Genomic DNA, 16,141 nt, shown 5'->3' on the forward strand with positions numbered 1-16,141 from the left:
CGGCGACCTCAGGCCGTCTCTGCGACGTCCGGATTAAACAGATGGTACTGGTTTCGGCCGTCCCGCTTGGACCGATACATAGCGATGTCGGCTCCGTGCAGTAGCTCTTGCACCGTGGTTCCGTCTTCCGGATACAGGCTGATGCCGATGCTGGAGCCGATCTGGATATTGTCGTTATTGATCCTGTAGGGATTTCGGTTCAGCTCGATCAGCCGCTCCGCCACCTGGATGACGTCCGAAAGCTTGTCGAGTTCCGGCAGCAGCACAATGAACTCATCGCCGCCGAGCCGCGCGAGGGTGTCGTCCTCACGCAGGTAATCGCGCACCCGGGTGGTAAATTGCAGCAGAAGCTCGTCACCGACCGCATGGCCAAGGGTGTCGTTTACCTCTTTGAACTGGTCCAGGTCGATAAACATCACCGCCAGCAACATGTCTTTTCGGTGTGCGTGGCGTATGGCATGTTCCAGACGATCTTCCAGCAGTCGCCGGTTGGGAACGCCGGTAAGTGCGTCGTAGTAGGCGAGCTGGCGGATCTGCTCTTCGTTCTTGCGATTCTGGGTAATGTCGGTGAACAGGCCGGCGTAGTGCGTGGTCTGCCCGTGATCATCAGTGATGGCGGTGATGGTCAGGAGTTCCAGGTAAAGCTCGCCGGTTTTGCGCCGGTTCCAGATCTCACCGCGCCAGTAGCCATGGGTTGTCAGGGACTGCCACATGCGCTTGTAGAACTCCGCATCGTGCCGGCCGGAGGATAGTACCTCTGGTGTGCGCCCGATGACCTCGTCCGGACTGTATCCGGTCAGTTGGGTAAAGGCCGGGTTCACGAATTCGATCCTGACATCCTTGTCGGTCACCATAATGCCTTCGAACGAGGATTCGATAACCCTCTCGGCCAGCTGCAGAGTACGGCGGGACTTTGCCAGCGCCTGGTCCCGCTGTTCGAGCGCTTCCCGCAGGTCATCCAGGTACATCTGTTCGGCGCCAGCGAGCATATCCTGGTAGCCGATCAGACCGGTCACTTCACCACTCAGGTTGACCACCGCCAAGTGCCGTATCCGGTGATCAATCAGCAAATCCCGGGCGTGGATCAACGGGTCTTCTTCGTTGACGGTGAGCAGGGGGCGCGTCGCCAGCTCATGTACCGGAGTGTTGCTGGTGTGGCGGGCGATAAAACGCACCATATCCCTTTCGGTCAGGATGCCCAGTTCACCGTCGCCACAAGTCACCACCACCGCATCTGCGTGGTGATGGTGCATCTGGCTGGCTACTTCAGCGAGTGATTGGGTTCCATTGGCCAACAAGGGTGGCCGGGCAACCACGGCCCGGACTTCCCGGAGTTTCAGGTAGGGTTCCAGCCCCTGATTGAGCGCCAGGTCAGTCTGGGACAAGATGCCAACGGGTGCTTCATTTTCATCGACGACCAGGAAGTGTCGCTTGCCGCTGTCTCTCAATCTGATGGCTGCCTGGCCGGCGTCCATGGTGCTGGGTAAGGTCAGAACCGGAGAGCTCATCACCGTGCTGACCGGCTGGTTGAACCGGTCGGGGTCACTGAAATCCAGTGCCAGGGCATCATGTTCTGTCCAGATGCCGATCACCTGATCCTGGTCCGCGATCAGGATCGAGCTAACGGAGTTTTCCGACATTCGCGCCGCTGCGTCGGCAATACTGGTTTGAGGACTACATTGCAGTAAAAGCCCGCTGTACATAATGCGGGAAATGGGGAGCGGCTGCGCCATCGATAATCCTGTTTTTATCAGCGTTTTATCACCGCTCCAGTTTAGCAACGACCGGCCTCCGCTGCCTTAACTTTCACGTAGCTGCAGGGCTTTCACTTTAGCTGGTTCAGTGGCTTCGGTCTCGAACACTTTCTACACCTGCTTCAGGCCATCCAGGTCGCGTACTTCGGATACCTTGCGGGCCTGATCCATGGCAACGTCGGCATAGCGACGAAAGGCTTCCATCTGCATTTCGGTAGCTTTACTGAACTGGGCGAACAGGGTTTGGTTCAGACGGTTGGCTTTTTCGAAAAGGTCTGTGCTCATTTAATACAACTCCTTTGTATATGGGATGACTGAGCAGCTAGTCTACCGTATGGGGAATGACACGATTTTGACAGGCGTCAAACCCGGATTCAGCATATTCTCTAGGGTATAGACCAATAACAACCCGCCGGGAGATGGCCATGAGCAATCGCAAATCTGAACTTGAAACCCTGAAAGCCGATCTTGAAGCCAGGCTGGTGCGTTATCAGGCTCACCAGCGTCGGGAGACCGGAGCGCTTGACAAGGATTTTGAAGAACAGGCAAGCCAGACCCAAAACGACGAGGTGGTGGATTCACTGGAAGCGGAAACCCGGGCAGAGCTTGTTCAGATTGCCCATGCCCTTGATCGTATCAACAACGGTCTTGGGGACGAGTGCGAGAAGTGTGGTGAGGAGATTGACCCCAGACGTTTGCAGGTGTTGCCTTACACCACAGTTTGTGTAAATTGCGCCGCTGACTGAGCAGGCCAATCCATCGTCCCAAACCAGGGTGGTACTACATGACAGCAACGCACTCTTCTGAGAGCAAACCCAGGGGGTTACCCAAAAGCCAGGTTATCGGTTTCTTGCTGGGTGTCCTGTTTCTTCTTATAACCCTTATGGTGCCGGCGCCGGCGACTATGAGTCCGGAAGCTTGGGCGGCATTGGGGCTGATGTTGCTGATGGCAACCTGGTGGTCAACCGAAGCCATCCCGATTCCTGCAACCGCATTACTGCCGATTGTACTGATCCCGGCCCTGGGGCTGGGATCCATTGGTCAGGCGACGTCACCTTACGCCAATCCGATCATTTTTCTGTTCCTGGGTGGTTTTACCCTGGGGCTGGCCATGCAGCGATGGAACCTGCATCGTCGAATAGCTCTGCTCACGCTCAGGGCCGTGGGTGACCAGCCCAAGCGCCAGGTGGCCGGGTTCATGTTGGCCACCGCATTTCTCAGCATGTGGGTCAGCAATACGGCCACGGCCATCATGATGTTGCCCATAGGTTTGTCTGTGGTGGCGATGATGGATAGCTCCAACCCTGAGGGTGTTCGGCGCTATGCAACCGCCTTGCTGTTAGCCATTGCCTATTCGGCGAGTATTGGCGGAATTGCCACCCTGATTGGGACACCGCCCAATGCCTTGTTGGCGGCGTACCTGAGCGAAAATCAGGGCATTTCGGTGGGTTTTGCCCAATGGATGTTGCTTGGCGTACCGGTGTCGGTGGTCATGCTGGTGCTAGCCTGGTGGTGGCTGACCCGGAAGGATTTTGGCATTGGTGGCTCGGCAGATAGCGGGGAGATGATTCAGAATGAGCTAGCGAAACTGGGCTCAATGAGCCGGGGTGAGAAGCTGGTTGCCCTGGTGTTTCTGGTCACGGCGGCCGCCTGGATTTTCCGGCCTTTGTTGTCCGCCAACCTGATGCCGTGGCTCAGCGATACCGGTATCGCGATTGCGGCTGCCATTGCCATGTTTGTTATTCCTGTTAACACCGCCGAGCGGGTGTTTGTGCTGGACTGGGATTCGGCCAACAAGCTGCCCTGGGGTGTGCTCCTGCTATTCGGTGGTGGTCTGGCCATGGCGGGTGTTATCAGTAGCTCAGGGCTGGCGGAGTGGATTGCCCAAAGCCTTGGTGTTGCCGGGGCGTTGCCGACACTGGTTATGATTGTTCTGGTGGCTACCGTCATTATTTTTCTGACGGAAGTGACCAGCAATACCGCCACCGCCGCAGCGTTCCTGCCCCTGTTGGGTGCCCTGGCCATGTCGCAGGGTGTGTCGCCGTTGTTGCTGACGGTGCCTGCGGCCATCGCGGCCAGTTGTGCCTTTATGATGCCGGTAGCGACTCCGCCCAACGCGATTGTGTTTTCCAGTGGCCATATGCGAATTGCCGATATGATTCGTGCCGGCTTTGCCCTGAACATTATCGGCATCATCGTTGTTACCCTGCTCAGCTACCTGCTACTCGGGATTGTCTTTACCCTCTGATGGGGTACCTTGCCCATCGGTTTTCCTTCCCACCTGCCTGTTTCCGATACCTTCGGGAACAGGCGGGTGTTGCCGGCTACCTTGAGCCTTGAACCAGTTCTCAGTCCATCCATGTCAGGCCCCTTCTGCAGCGACAGATTTGAGGCACAGTTATCTTTAAGCCAGTCGCGATTTCGGTATCGTACCGTAACAACATGTAACCCGATAAGTTGCACGTCTAATAAAAACAGGGACTTTCCAAGATGCTGCTGGTGCTGGCCGGATCCATTCTCACGTTCACTATGGTGCAGGAAGCCACCGAGGTTGAGCCGTTTGATCGGGGCACGATTGTTATCCAGCAGAACGTGGACACCAGCCCGGCGCTGCTACGTTCTGATGTTCGGGTTGAGCCTCTGGTTGAACAGAAATTCCGTAATATCGTGCGTCAGGCATACGACTACAGCTGCGGCAGTGCGGCACTGACAACCGTCCTGAATTTCTATCTGGGCAGAAATCTGTCTGAACGTCAGGTGATGGAAGGATTGCTCCACTACGGTGAAAGTGAGCGCATTGTTCAGCGCCGGGCGTTTTCAATGTTGGACATGAAACGACTGGTCACTGCCCTGGGTTATCCCTCCGGTGGCTTCCGGGCCAAGATTGATGACCTCATGGAGCTGGACCACCCCGCCATCGTTCCCATCGATCACGCCGGTTTCAAGCATTTTGTGGTGCTCAGGACCATTCGTGACGGGCGGGTATACCTGGCGGATCCTGCCGTTGGCAACATCTCCTTCACGCTCGATCAGTTCGAAGAAAAATGGGACGACAACGTTCTGTTTATCGTTTTTCCGGGTAGCGACAAGCCGCTGGATAACCTTGAACTCAAAGAAGAAGATCTGCGATTTGTGGATGACCAGACAATGACCCTGCTGGCGTTACAGCAAATGCCTGTATTCCATGAATCTACCGAAAGACGTATCCAGAATGTGCTCGAACGTCAGAAAAACAACCCGGACGGCAGCGTAGAGAATACTCGAAAACAGCTGTACTACCGCCGCAACTAATTTTTCGGGTGGTAAGCCCGGAACAGGAATAAAACCAATAAAAGTAGGGAGTCAGGATGAATCGTTGGTTAGTGCGAGGCTTTATCCTTGTTTCCGCCTCGGGTCTGCTTCCGGCCATGTCAGTGGCGCAGGATGGCAATGTTGATCAGGCGCGGGAAGCGCTGGCCCGTCAGGAAGGCGATGAGGATGCCACAAGGCAGTTGGAGGAAGTGTTCCAGGCGGCGGAAAAGAACTATTCGCTGCAGAAAAAGGGCACTCACTCCCTGAACTATTCCTTTGACTACTCCTACACCGGTGACCAGCGTCTCGATCTAGCCATTACCAATGGTTCGGTCAGGAATCTTGATGTTGTGCCCACAGCCACGCACAACTTCACCAACGCTTTCTCATACGACTACGGCCTGCTGGATAACCTGACCATCGGCACGCGTATTCCCCTGGTGGTGAAATACGACACCGAGGACGAATTGTCCGTGTATGACTTCGGCGACATCTCTTTTACCGGCCGCTGGCAGCCGTTCGCTTACGTGCCGGGCAAGGTATCGACCACCTTCTTTGGAACGCTGACCTCGAAAACCGGTGTCAGCCCCTATGAAATTGACATCAAGGAGCAGCTGTCCACGGGCAGCGGATATTACTCCATCGGCGGCGGCCTCAGTATGTCGAAGGTGTTGGACCCGGTGGTGGTCTTCGGCTCGGTCAGTGCTACCTACAACATTGAAGAGGATGGTCTGGAGCAGGTCCGGGGCGCTCGCCTGCTGACCAAGGTTGAGCCCGGCTTCGGGTTGTCCGGTTCTGCCGGTTTTGCCTACTCGCTGTCTTACGATATTTCCCTGAGCATTTCCGCCCAGCTCAGTTACAGCGATGAAACTGTGCTCACGTTCCGCAATGGCGATCAAGCCGTTGCACAAGACCAGATGACCGGCTTTCTGAGCATGTCTCTGGGTACCCGGGTGAGTGACACCACCATCGTCAACACCAGCCTGGGCATTGGGCTGACCGAAGATGCTCCGGATTTCTCCCTGGGTATATCCCTGCCCATTAATTTCTCCGGCCTCAAAGAGTGATTGGAGCTGCAGACGATTTAAGGGAAGGGACGAATTTCATGGCACATTTCAGCCAAACAAAGCAGCTTCTGGGGGCCGTCATCGCCGCGACACTCTCATGTGGAGCACAGGCGCAGCTTGCCCAGAATCTCACCATCCATCCCAAGGCGTTGGCGCTGGGCAATGCCGTGACAGCGGATCCACCCGGTGTCATGGCCATCCATTATAATCCGGCGGGCCTGACCAAACTGAAAGACCGGCAACTTGAGGTAAACCTCCTGAGTGTTTACCTGGACATCGATGCCGACTTTATTGCTCCGGATGGTTATGAAATCTTCGGTATCGACGGACTTGAAATCGACCCGAACACGGGAAAACAGCGGGATCCCGTGGCCAATACCCACAGTCATACCAACAATGTTGCACTCTACGTTCCGGGGTTCGGGATTCTGAAAGCGCCACCGGGCCCTGCGGTTGCGCCGTCAGCTGGCATCAGCATCAATCCTCCGGGGTCAAAACTGACCTTTGCCAACGCTTTCTACCTGCCGCTGGCTGCAGGTTTCTATCGGGACAAGGATGATCCGGGCCGTTACCAACCCCAGGCCACGGCTTTGCAGCGCACCACCTATCTGTCGCCAAGCGTTGGTTATGAAATCAATGACCAGTGGTCGGTGGGTGCGGGTATTCACCTGTCACACATGGGTATTGCCGCCGATCAGTATATGCGGGCGCCCAACATGTTGTTGGGTGTTGCGGAAGTGCTTCAGGATGCGTTCAACTGTGAGAGTGGCGATGAGCCCCTGCAGCCCTGGCTGGCCCTGTGTGGCGGTAACGTGGGCCCCTGGGATGATATTGGTGCTTTGAGCATCAATGTTCAGGAAACCATATCGCCAACCTACACCCTGGGGGTGCTCTGGGAGCCGAACGACTGGTTTCGCTGGGGGGCAAGCTATACCTCTGAAGCGGACATGAACCTCAAAGGGACGTTCGAGATCCAGTACACCGACGACTGGTCCGGTTTCTGGCAGAGTGTTAACGGTTCGGTATTGGGGGCTATTACCTCTGCCATCCTGAGCCTGCCGTCTGGGGCACCCCGGGAAGCGGGTAATGTCAGCATGGATCTGGTCTACCCACAGCATTTCCAGACCGGTATCAGTGTCGATGTTCACCCCAAACTGACGTTGAATGCTGATGTGGGTTGGACAGACTACGCCCAGTGGGATGCCTTCGTGTTCCGCTTTGACCGAAATCTGGAATTCCTGAACGCGGCGCGGATTCTGTCGCCCGACAATGCAACGCCAAACACTCTCCGACTGCCGCTGGGCTTCAAGAGTCAGTGGAACTGGGCGTTTGGTGCTGAGTTCCATGCGTCATCACGACTGGATCTACGGGCCGGTGTCGAGATTCGAGACTCAGTCATTCCCGATGACCAGCGATCGATCATGGCACCGTTCGGTGGCGCCAATCTCTACAGCATCGGGATGGGGTACAAGTGGGACAAAAACACCGAGATCGATATGAACCTGTCCTACCTGCAGTCCATTGAAACCATTCCGGCCAATACCAGCTGCAACGTGAACTGTGACAACATCACCAATATCATCTATAACCCCTATGCCGGGCTGGATATCAAAACCTCGTTGCGGGTGGTCATGGCGGGGCTGAGCTTCCGGACCAAGTTCTGATTGTTGCTGGCGGGAAACGGGTATGACAACGGCTCAATTGAGATGCCTGACGGCATTCATGGCAGCGATGGTGATGATGGGGTGCCAATCGTCTGGAACACCCGCAGGGGAGCGGGAGGGCTATTTCTCATGGGTGGATGAGCAGGGGCGTGTTCAGTACACCCGCATTCCGGACGCAGAAGCCAGGCCGACATCTTCGCAGGCGGAGGGCGCCCGGCGCCCCGCCGAGCGGGAGGAACCAGCGCTTGAGCCGGATGAAGAATACACCCTCGACAGCTATCCCGATGGCGATGAACTCAACAAAGCCGGCAATCTTCGGCCGGGTCAGCGACAACCCTATTTCACCTGGCGGGATGCCGACGGCAATGTGCGTGTCAGCTATTTTACGCCCGACACCCGTAGCGACGTTGAGAAGGGCCTGATTGCCGCCCCAGTGGAACTGAGCCCGGCCAGCGTTTATCACCCGAGTGAAGGCCGCTATGCCGAACCGGTGGAGGGTTACGATCCCGATGCCTTTGCCATACTGGGCATCGAGCAGGAGCCTGAAAGTGAGTTTGATGCATTCAGTCGCCAGTGTTGTGACAGCTTGACATCCCGCTCCAGCCAGACCTGGCAGGGCGGGCGTGAGTTTGCTGTCCGGCTTGAAGCGTCGTCACCGGAGCATGATTTTGACACCGGCCGATCTCCGTTCCAGTTGATCGCCCTGCCAGCGCGGTCCTCTGTAGAGGCCTTTGTCGCCCGAATACGTAGTTATCACCACAACGGTCTTGTTATTCCAAGCCTGGCGTTTCTTGACGAGGATTTGCGCCCAATCCGGTTGGTGACCGATCTGGTCATGGATTACTCACCTGAGACCTGGCGCAAACGAGGATATCTGGAAGCCTGGGTGCCGGTATTCCCGGGCCAGGGCGAGCGTTGGCTGCTGCTTTATACCCGTGAGCAGGATTTGCAGGCTCAAACCGTTGTTGAGACCCGACAGGGTCCGAAGGCGATACCGCACGTCCGGTTTGGGGAGTTCGGTATCGCCACCTTCGAAGATTAACCGCTCAGTCTTCGGGTTTCGACCGGTCCAGCCATTGTTGTGACAACCAATAGAAGCTGCCCTGGCCGGCGGGGTGGGTGCAGTTGTAGCGGAAGCGCCGGCTTTGCCCGGCTTTGGGAGCCTGAACCCGGACGACGCCGTCAACCACGTCGAAGTCGATCCGGCCCTGGCCGGTGGCAAAGCAGGTGAGCCGGTTGGCATCCAGTTTGTCGCCCAGTGGGAAGGTCAGTAGGGGCGGGTTTTTATCCAGAATACCGTCTGGCAGGTCTTTGGCGGGGGCGGGGAAGCCTTTGCTCAATAGCTTGTCTTTCAGGCTACCAAGCTGGCCGTATGGGTTGGCCATGGGGAACCTGGGCAGGCGTGTCTCGTGTGACCAACGGCCAATGGCACCGGATTGCTGCCCGTAGCCGTACCAGCCTCGCTCCGCTAGTTTGGCTTCCAGGGCTTCGTCATACTCGCCGTAAGGATAGGCAAACATCGGCTCTTCAACGTTCAGTCTTTCCTTGAGAACCTTCTGGGCAACATCCAGGCTGCGGGTTACCCGTTCTATCCACACGGCTTCGGGTTCATCGATCTTGCGTGCCAGGTGCCCATGGTCTGTGCTGTGGTTGGCAATGGTTACGCTTTCATGGCTACCCAGTTCCCTGAGTTCGTCCCACGTCATGTAGCCCCTTGAGCCGATGGCATCAGTATTCACGAAAATCGTATAGGGCATATCGAAACGTTCGAGAAGGGGAGCCGCTGCGCTATAGACGGATTCATAGGCATCGTCAAACGTGATGGCAATCTGCTGGCGGCTATCCAGATCGCCGGCCAATGCCTGCCGGGTACCTTCCAGAAGCGGCACCACCTCCAGTTCCAGGTCTGCGATCATCTGCAGCTGGGCTTCAAACAGTGACCGGGAGGTACTGGTTGATGCCGGCGTACTGTCGTCCACGTGATGGTATTGCAGAACCACCAGATCCGCTTTTGCGCTGGCGCCCGCCATGGAGAGGGCGGTGATCATCATAAGGAACGTAAACCATTTGATCATGATCGTCGTCTGTCCTGAATATCGGTTAAATGGATTATGCGTAGTGTGCTTTCAAGACCGAAAAGGCCTCATTAAGTTTCTGGACTGCTTCGGTATTGCCGCCCCGGTCGGGGTGAGCCTGCATCACCAGCTTGCGAAACCGCTGTTTGATCGGGGAGAAGTGTTCAGGCAGTTCGGTAAAACCGAGTGTTCCGGCGGCCTCTGATACCGCCGGCAGGTCTGGCCGTGTGCGGCACTGCCCACGCCAGAAGTTATCCATCATCTGGTGGATGGTTGCTTCGGGCATATGATACTGGGACAGATCCAGATAGAACGCCCTGAGTTTGTCTTCTTCCCCCGGCAATCCATCACCAGCAACGGTTTGCTGTTGGGTAATGGTCAGGCGCAACGGTGAAATCAGCAGCGACTCCCCACCGGGAGCCAGTTGGTCCCGCAGTCGGTAGAGTACGTGAAAGAGCAGAAAATGCACCGGGTAGAGCTGATCCGGTTCGTGGTAATTGACGCTGCCAATCAGCGCCCAGGGTTCTGCCTGAAGCGCCTTGATCAGCTCCAGCTCACTTAATCCGCCTGGCCCCACCTGGCGTAGCTCATGCTCGACCGCCACCAGCAAGTGCTCAGTGTGTTGCTCCAGCCATCGCAGTTCTGAGCTGGCGACAGTGGTATCCGGTTCTGTTGCGGTCACGTCTGGGGAAGTCATCATGACTCCATGGTATGCGACTCAGCCCTGGCTTGAAAGCTCGGCCATGGCGGGTAGCCCGCCCAGGAACAGCTCGGTGGAGAAACGGGCCGCCTTCTCGGCCTCCTGCTGAGCAAGCTCCGGCTCTTGATGTGCGCGCCTGGCCACCACTGTACTGATGTCATAGGCAACACCGAAGAAAGCTGCGCACAGGTACTCCGGGTCGAGATCCGGCAGCAGGCCCCTGGTGATGGCGTCACGCACGTCTTCTTCCAGTGATAACATGGCCAGGCCAAGAATGTCTGAGCCGAAAAGATCCCGCAAGGCGCGTTGGTTCTGGTGTGCCAGTTCATAGATCGCCGGGTCTCTGGCGGTGGCGGAATAGAGTGCCAGGTAGGCGTAGTAGATAAAGTCGCGGGTTGAGCTGGCGGACCGGCGGTAGCGGCTCATATCTTCATTAAGGTGACTCAGGAAATCCGTCAGAAGTGCGGCAAAGATGTCCTGTTTGCTGGAGAAGTAATTGTAGAAGGTACCCGCCGCCAGGCCGGTTCTGCGGACCATGTCACGGATGGTGGAGTTATCGTAGCCATTTTCGCGAAAGCATTCCCTGGCCGCGACCAGTATGGCATTGCGGTTGCGGATCCGGTTCATTGCCCGTTTTCCGCCAACGTCGTCGCTCAATTTCAACATATCCATGTTGCTATCCTGTCCCTGATACTTTGTGACGCGTATAATTGCCCGCTCACTTATCCTGTGAACGTGCGAGAGTATGTCCCAAGCAATGACCGCCAATCCCGAACTGACCGCTGTTTCTGAGCAGGATCGTCGCCAGAAACTGGAACTGAACAAACTGCAGAAACGCCTGCGCCGGGAAGTCGGGCAGGCCATTGCCGATTTTTCGATGATCGAAGCCGGCGACAAGGTCATGTGCTGCCTGTCAGGTGGCAAGGATTCCTACGCCATGCTGGATATCCTGCTGAACCTTCAGAAAAGCGCGCCGGTCGACTTCGAACTGATTGCTGTGAACCTTGACCAGAAACAACCGGGTTTTCCCGAGCATGTGCTCCCGGAATACCTGAAGTCGCTTGGTATCGAGTATCACATCATCGAAAAAGATACCTACAGTATTGTTAAGGAAAAAGTTCCTGAAGGGAAGACCACTTGCGGACTGTGTTCACGCTTGCGCCGGGGAATTCTCTATAATTTTGCGGAAGAGCACGGTGTCACCAAGATTGCGTTGGGCCATCACCGGGACGATATGCTCGAAACCCTGTTCCTGAACATGTTTTACGGGGGCAAACTCAAGTCCATGCCGCCGGTCTTGCACAGTGATGACGGCCGCAATACCGTGATTCGTCCGCTGGCCTATGCCCGCGAGAAAGACATTGCCCGATACGCCTCACTGCGAGAATACCCCATTATTCCGTGTAACCTGTGCGGCTCCCAGGAGAACCTTCAGCGCCAGGTGATCAAGGACATGTTCCAGACCTGGGACAAGCAGCATCCGGGCCGCCTGGAAACCATGTTTCGGGCTTTGTGCAATGTGGAGCCTTCACACCTGGCTGATCCGAATCTATACGATTTCAAGGAAGGCAAACGGTTGGGGGGCAAGCGCCAGGCGGTGCAGCCAGCCAGCCCTGAGCCGGACTACGGCCGCCTGGATGTGCTGAATCTCTGAGGGTCGGCTCAGTGCATCAAGGCCTGGAACGGAAGCGTCCATAATCCGAACAGGATGAGCAGCGCTCCACTGATTCTGCGGAACCCCCGGTTGCCCTGAAGGTTGCGAATCCAGTTGGCGGCGTAACCGGTGGCCAGCATAGATGGCAGGGTGCCAAGACCGAAGAACAGCATGGTCAGAGCGGCAGCGCCAATCGTGGGTTGCAGGGCTGCCCAGCCCAGGGTGCTATAAACAAGACCACAGGGTAACCAGCCCCAAAGCGCACCCAGGGCCAAGGCCTGGCCGGGATTGTTGACGGGAATAAAGCGGCGGGTCAGCGGGGCCAAGCGTTTCCACACCGGGGCCCCTACTTTCTCAACAAAGCGGATTCCCTGCCACCACTGGCCCATCGACAGCCCCATAAAGATCAGTAGCAGCCCTGCCAGGGTCATCAACAACAGGGCTGCCCAGCGCCACTGGCCCGCGGCGCTGGTACTGAAAATGGCAATCAAGGCGGCAATCAGCGCGTAGCTTCCAACCCGGCCCAGATTGAAGGCCAGCAACATCATGGTCTGGCGCAGCCTGAACCCTTTGCCCACCGGCAGGGTCATCGACAGCGAGGCACTGATCCCACCGCACATCCCCAGACAATGGGTGCTCCCCAGCAGCCCGATCAGAAACGCACTGGAGTAACTTAGGTAGAGTTCAGGATGCATTCAGGCTTTGTCTTCCGGGTCGCTCTGTTTCGAAGAAGGCTCGGGGTCGTTTTCGTCTGGGCGGACTTTATCCTGACGAGCTTCGTCAGGAATCATGTCTTTGTCGTCGTCATAGAGAATCCGGTGCGCAGGGCCTTCCAGATCATCGTATTGGCCGTTCTTCACCGCCCAGGAAAACAGCACGACCCCCAGTGCCACCAGAACCAGCATCAGGGGGACCAGGAACATGACTATCTGCACGATGCGCTCCTAAACGATAAGTAGATGATTACGGTATCAAGCCGTAGCATGAGAGCCAACTGTATCAGGTTCCTGGCCGGACCTCTTTGAGGATGTGCCAAGCCGCAAGGCATTAAGCACGACCAAAAGAGAGCTGGCCGACATACCGATGGCCGCCATCCATGGGGTGACCAGGCCTGCTGCTGCGAGGGGCAGGGCGGCGACGTTGTAGGCAAGCGCCCAGAGCATGTTCTGCCGAATGATCCTGCGGGTCTGCTGGCTTGCCTTGATGGCCTGGAGCAGTTGCATCAGCTGACCATTCATCAGCACCGCATCGGCTTTTAGCTGGGTCAGGTCGGCGGCGGTGCCCATGGCGACCGAGATACCCGCACCGGCCATGGAGGGGAGGTCGTTCAGGCCATCGCCCACCATCATTACCTTGTGACCTTCATCGCGAAGCTGATCGAGCACCGCCAACTTCTGTTCCGGTGAGGCTTCGCCAATCGCCGTTTTTATACCCAGTGTCTCAGCAACCTGCTGGACATGGGCCGATCGATCACCACTGAGGAGCAGGGACCGTATTCCGGCTTGATTGAGTGCCTTGATGGCTTGCCCGGCATCTTCGCGGATTTGATCATCCAGTTGGAAGCTGGCAAGCCATTGATCGGCGGTAGCGAGCCAGATTTCCATGCCAGAAGCAATGTCCGCATGGGGGGGCGGAGCGGAAGTGTGTTGCTCAACGAACGCCTTGTGACCGATAAACACGGGCTTGCCATTAAAAGTACCAGACAAACCTCCGCCCAGATGGTTGTTCACATTCTCCACGGCCACCGATGCACATTCGTGAAAAACTCTGGCGATCGGATGTTCGGAGTGTTTTTCCAGGCCGGCTGCCAGTTTCTGACAGCTGGCTTGGTCCATGTCACCGAAGGTCTGGCTACCAGTCAGGGTCAGCTCGCCACGAGTCAAGGTGCCGGTTTTATCGAACACCACGGTGTCGATGCTGTACAGGGATTCCAGTGTGTGGCCTTTGGTCGGCAGGAAGCCGAGTTTTCGCAAACGCATGGTGGCTGAGGTGAGTGCCGTTGGTGTTGCGAGAGAGAGGGCGCAGGGGCAGGTAACCACCAGCACGGACAAGGCGATGTCGAAGGCGTTGCCGGCGCCGGCGAGAACCCAGCCGCCCCAGACAAGGGGCGTCAGTATCAGTACCTGGCGAATAAACTTGCCAGCGATGCGATCTGCCAGGCGCGCCACCGGAGGCTTCTCCGACTGAACCCGGTCCAGTATCCGCAGGATTCCGGAAAGCCGGGTTTCCGCACCGGCTTTGACCACCCGGATATCCAGCGGATTCTCGCCGTTGATGCTACCGGCATGAACGGTATCGCCGGGCCCCCGGGATTCAGGCAGGTATTCGCCGGTCAGGGCGGCTTCGTTGAGGGTAGATTCACCAGACACAATCTCTCCGTCCACCGGCAGTGTCTCGCCCGGGCGTACACGGATAATATCACCAGCTTTGACTTCGTGGGCCGGCACCAGATCTGTCTCGCCATCCCGTACCATGGCGGCGACGGTTGGCTGAAATCCCGCCAGGGCACCGCCTGTCAGGCCCGCGCGGTAGCGGGCCTGGACTTCCACGTAGCGCCCCAGCAGAAGGAAAAAGGTAAACATGCATACGGATTCGAAATACACCTCTTCGCCACCGAACACAGTGACCCAGGCACTGGCCACATAGGCGAGGCCGATAGCAATGGCCACGGGCACATCCATGGTCAGATGGCGGGTGGTCAGGTCGCGCCAGGCGTTCTCGAAAAACGGTCGCGCACTGTACAGCAACACTGGCGTTGCCACGATCAGGCTGAACCACCGAAAGAAGCTGACGTATTCCGGAGATAACTCACTGATCAGCTCAAAATAGAGCGGGAACGCCAGCATCATGGTCTGGAACGAACCGGCGCCGGCAACTAACAGCCGGATGAGCATGGTGCGGTGCTCGGCTTTCAGGGTCTGCTCGGCTTCGTCGGCCTGGTAGGGGCGAGCGGTATAGCCAAGCTGGTGGATGGCAATCAGCAGATCGCTGAGGCGAGTGTGATCCTGTGCCCACACCAGGCGCGCTCTCTGGGTACTGTGATTAATCGAGAAAGCCTGAACGCCGGGGTGTTGTTTGAGGTGGTTCTCCAGCAACCAGATACAGGCCGCGCAGGTGATGCCGCTGATCAGCAGGTTCGCTTCCTGCCCGCCTTTTACCGGGACAACGAAGGATTTCTGGACCAGCGGATGGTCCAGCTCCTTCAGGCGATCGGTTTCTGAACGGGTCAGCTCCCGCGGGGTGACGGCGGGTTCTGTTCGAAACTGATAGAAGCCTGTGAGCCCTTCGTTATGAATGGTTTCGCACACAGCCTTGCAACCCTGGCAACAGAAGGGTCGGGTTTCGCCGTCAAGTTCCAGGGTTATCGGCGGGTGGCCGTCCGCTGGCTCACCGCAATGGAAGCACTTCAGGGCACTCACCCCTGGGTAGGACTGGTCGCTTTCAGGGCGATTTTGTCGGACGCTGGCAGCCAGAATTCGCCTTTTACACGCCAGTCGTTGTCTGGGCCCTGCAGGTCGTAGTACCAGCGGCCGTCCATATCTTCGATCAAGTTACCGGTGTACTCTCCGGCGGCCATTCGACGAAACTGGATGGTGCGATCTCGCTCCGACATGGTCGGGTGGTAAAGGTTGAGAACCAGATACGGGTAGTCTGCTGCGCCTTCTTTGGTTTCCAGCGTCAGGCGTGCAGAGCGTTCGTCAACGGTCAGTCCGCCTTTCAGACCCAGATCCAGGGCTTTCTGGTCCCGTGCGATGGCCATATTGATGCCGCGCCCTTCACGGGAGTAGTCATCTGTCACCATGGAAGGAGAAAGAATGCTACCCACCGTCAGTATGGTGATACCGGAAATAATTGCAGCGATCGGAAATATCGTCAAAAACCAGAACCAGGGTTGGCGATACCAGGGTGCCACGGGGGTGTTGTCAGTCATTACGC

At 57.0% G+C, this 16,141-nt stretch carries 16 protein-coding genes; 7 read left to right on the forward strand and 9 right to left on the reverse strand.

Annotated elements, in window-relative coordinates; translation table 11 throughout:
• Nucleotides 1-8: 8 nt before the first annotated feature.
• Nucleotides 9-1,733 carry a diguanylate cyclase domain-containing protein gene (locus J122_RS02360; protein ID WP_058089511.1) on the reverse strand — a complete coding sequence of 575 codons (1,725 nt, stop codon included), beginning with the start codon at nucleotides 1,731-1,733 and terminating at the stop codon, nucleotides 9-11.
• A 132-nt stretch (nucleotides 1,734-1,865) separates the two neighbouring features.
• Nucleotides 1,866-2,039 (reverse strand): phasin family protein, encoded by a 174-nt coding sequence (locus J122_RS02365; RefSeq protein WP_082780492.1) that lies wholly within the window; start codon nucleotides 2,037-2,039, stop codon nucleotides 1,866-1,868.
• 140 nt (nucleotides 2,040-2,179) lie between these two features.
• Between J122_RS02365 and J122_RS02370 the strand changes: the two genes are divergently transcribed.
• From J122_RS02370 to J122_RS02395, 6 genes are all read left to right on the forward strand, one after another.
• Nucleotides 2,180-2,500, forward strand: coding sequence for a TraR/DksA family transcriptional regulator (locus J122_RS02370; protein WP_061330978.1), 321 nt, complete (start codon nucleotides 2,180-2,182; stop codon nucleotides 2,498-2,500).
• A 38-nt stretch (nucleotides 2,501-2,538) separates the two neighbouring features.
• Nucleotides 2,539-4,002, forward strand: a complete 1,464-nt coding sequence (locus J122_RS02375) for an SLC13 family permease (protein WP_061330979.1) — start codon at nucleotides 2,539-2,541, stop codon at nucleotides 4,000-4,002.
• A gap of 242 nt (nucleotides 4,003-4,244) precedes the next feature.
• On the forward strand, nucleotides 4,245-5,045 hold the full coding sequence (locus tag J122_RS02380) for a C39 family peptidase (protein WP_058089514.1): 801 nt from the start codon (nucleotides 4,245-4,247) through the stop codon (nucleotides 5,043-5,045).
• A 56-nt stretch (nucleotides 5,046-5,101) separates the two neighbouring features.
• Nucleotides 5,102-6,112 (forward strand): hypothetical protein, encoded by a 1,011-nt coding sequence (locus J122_RS02385; protein WP_058089515.1) that lies wholly within the window; start codon nucleotides 5,102-5,104, stop codon nucleotides 6,110-6,112.
• 38 nt (nucleotides 6,113-6,150) lie between these two features.
• The gene (locus tag J122_RS02390) at nucleotides 6,151-7,776 is read left to right on the forward strand and encodes an OmpP1/FadL family transporter (protein ID WP_058089516.1); all 1,626 of its coding nucleotides are present in this window, start codon (nucleotides 6,151-6,153) and stop codon (nucleotides 7,774-7,776) included.
• A 22-nt stretch (nucleotides 7,777-7,798) separates the two neighbouring features.
• The gene (locus tag J122_RS02395) at nucleotides 7,799-8,818 is read left to right on the forward strand and encodes a MalM family protein (RefSeq protein ID WP_058089517.1); all 1,020 of its coding nucleotides are present in this window, start codon (nucleotides 7,799-7,801) and stop codon (nucleotides 8,816-8,818) included.
• A 4-nt stretch (nucleotides 8,819-8,822) separates the two neighbouring features.
• On the opposite strand, the gene J122_RS02400 is transcribed toward J122_RS02395, so the two are convergent.
• Genes J122_RS02400 through J122_RS02410 form a run of 3 tightly spaced genes read right to left on the reverse strand, consistent with a single transcriptional unit; the run spans nucleotide 8,823 to nucleotide 11,223 of the window.
• On the reverse strand, nucleotides 8,823-9,851 hold the full coding sequence (locus tag J122_RS02400) for a polysaccharide deacetylase family protein (RefSeq protein ID WP_058089518.1): 1,029 nt from the start codon (nucleotides 9,849-9,851) through the stop codon (nucleotides 8,823-8,825).
• A 34-nt stretch (nucleotides 9,852-9,885) separates the two neighbouring features.
• The gene (locus J122_RS02405) at nucleotides 9,886-10,548 is read right to left on the reverse strand and encodes a DNA-J related domain-containing protein (RefSeq protein ID WP_058089519.1); all 663 of its coding nucleotides are present in this window, start codon (nucleotides 10,546-10,548) and stop codon (nucleotides 9,886-9,888) included.
• A gap of 21 nt (nucleotides 10,549-10,569) precedes the next feature.
• Complete coding sequence (locus J122_RS02410) at nucleotides 10,570-11,223, reverse strand: TetR/AcrR family transcriptional regulator (protein ID WP_058089520.1); 654 nt, start codon at nucleotides 11,221-11,223, stop codon at nucleotides 10,570-10,572.
• Nucleotides 11,224-11,296: 73 nt separating this feature from the next.
• Between J122_RS02410 and ttcA the strand changes: the two genes are divergently transcribed.
• A complete protein-coding gene (gene ttcA / locus J122_RS02415) occupies nucleotides 11,297-12,205 on the forward strand; it encodes a tRNA 2-thiocytidine(32) synthetase TtcA (protein ID WP_058089521.1) in 909 nt (302 codons plus the stop codon).
• An 8-nt stretch (nucleotides 12,206-12,213) separates the two neighbouring features.
• Here ttcA and J122_RS02420 read toward each other — a convergent pair whose 3' ends face one another.
• The 4 genes from J122_RS02420 to J122_RS02435 are packed head-to-tail and all read right to left on the reverse strand — an operon-like array spanning nucleotide 12,214 to nucleotide 16,136.
• Entirely contained in the window at nucleotides 12,214-12,900 is a 687-nt protein-coding gene (locus J122_RS02420) for a sulfite exporter TauE/SafE family protein (RefSeq protein WP_058089522.1), read from the reverse strand.
• The gene (ccoS, locus tag J122_RS02425) at nucleotides 12,901-13,128 is read right to left on the reverse strand and encodes a cbb3-type cytochrome oxidase assembly protein CcoS (protein ID WP_227510076.1); all 228 of its coding nucleotides are present in this window, start codon (nucleotides 13,126-13,128) and stop codon (nucleotides 12,901-12,903) included.
• A 48-nt stretch (nucleotides 13,129-13,176) separates the two neighbouring features.
• Complete coding sequence (locus J122_RS02430; protein ID WP_058089524.1) at nucleotides 13,177-15,624, reverse strand: heavy metal translocating P-type ATPase; 2,448 nt, start codon at nucleotides 15,622-15,624, stop codon at nucleotides 13,177-13,179.
• The gene (locus J122_RS02435) at nucleotides 15,621-16,136 is read right to left on the reverse strand and encodes a FixH family protein (protein ID WP_058089525.1); all 516 of its coding nucleotides are present in this window, start codon (nucleotides 16,134-16,136) and stop codon (nucleotides 15,621-15,623) included. The genes J122_RS02430 and J122_RS02435 overlap by 4 nt, the downstream gene beginning before the upstream one ends.
• Between the last annotated feature and the right edge of the window lie 5 nt (nucleotides 16,137-16,141).

This window comes from Marinobacter excellens LAMA 842 (genome assembly GCF_001574445.1).
Classification (GTDB): domain Bacteria; phylum Pseudomonadota; class Gammaproteobacteria; order Pseudomonadales; family Oleiphilaceae; genus Marinobacter; species Marinobacter shengliensis.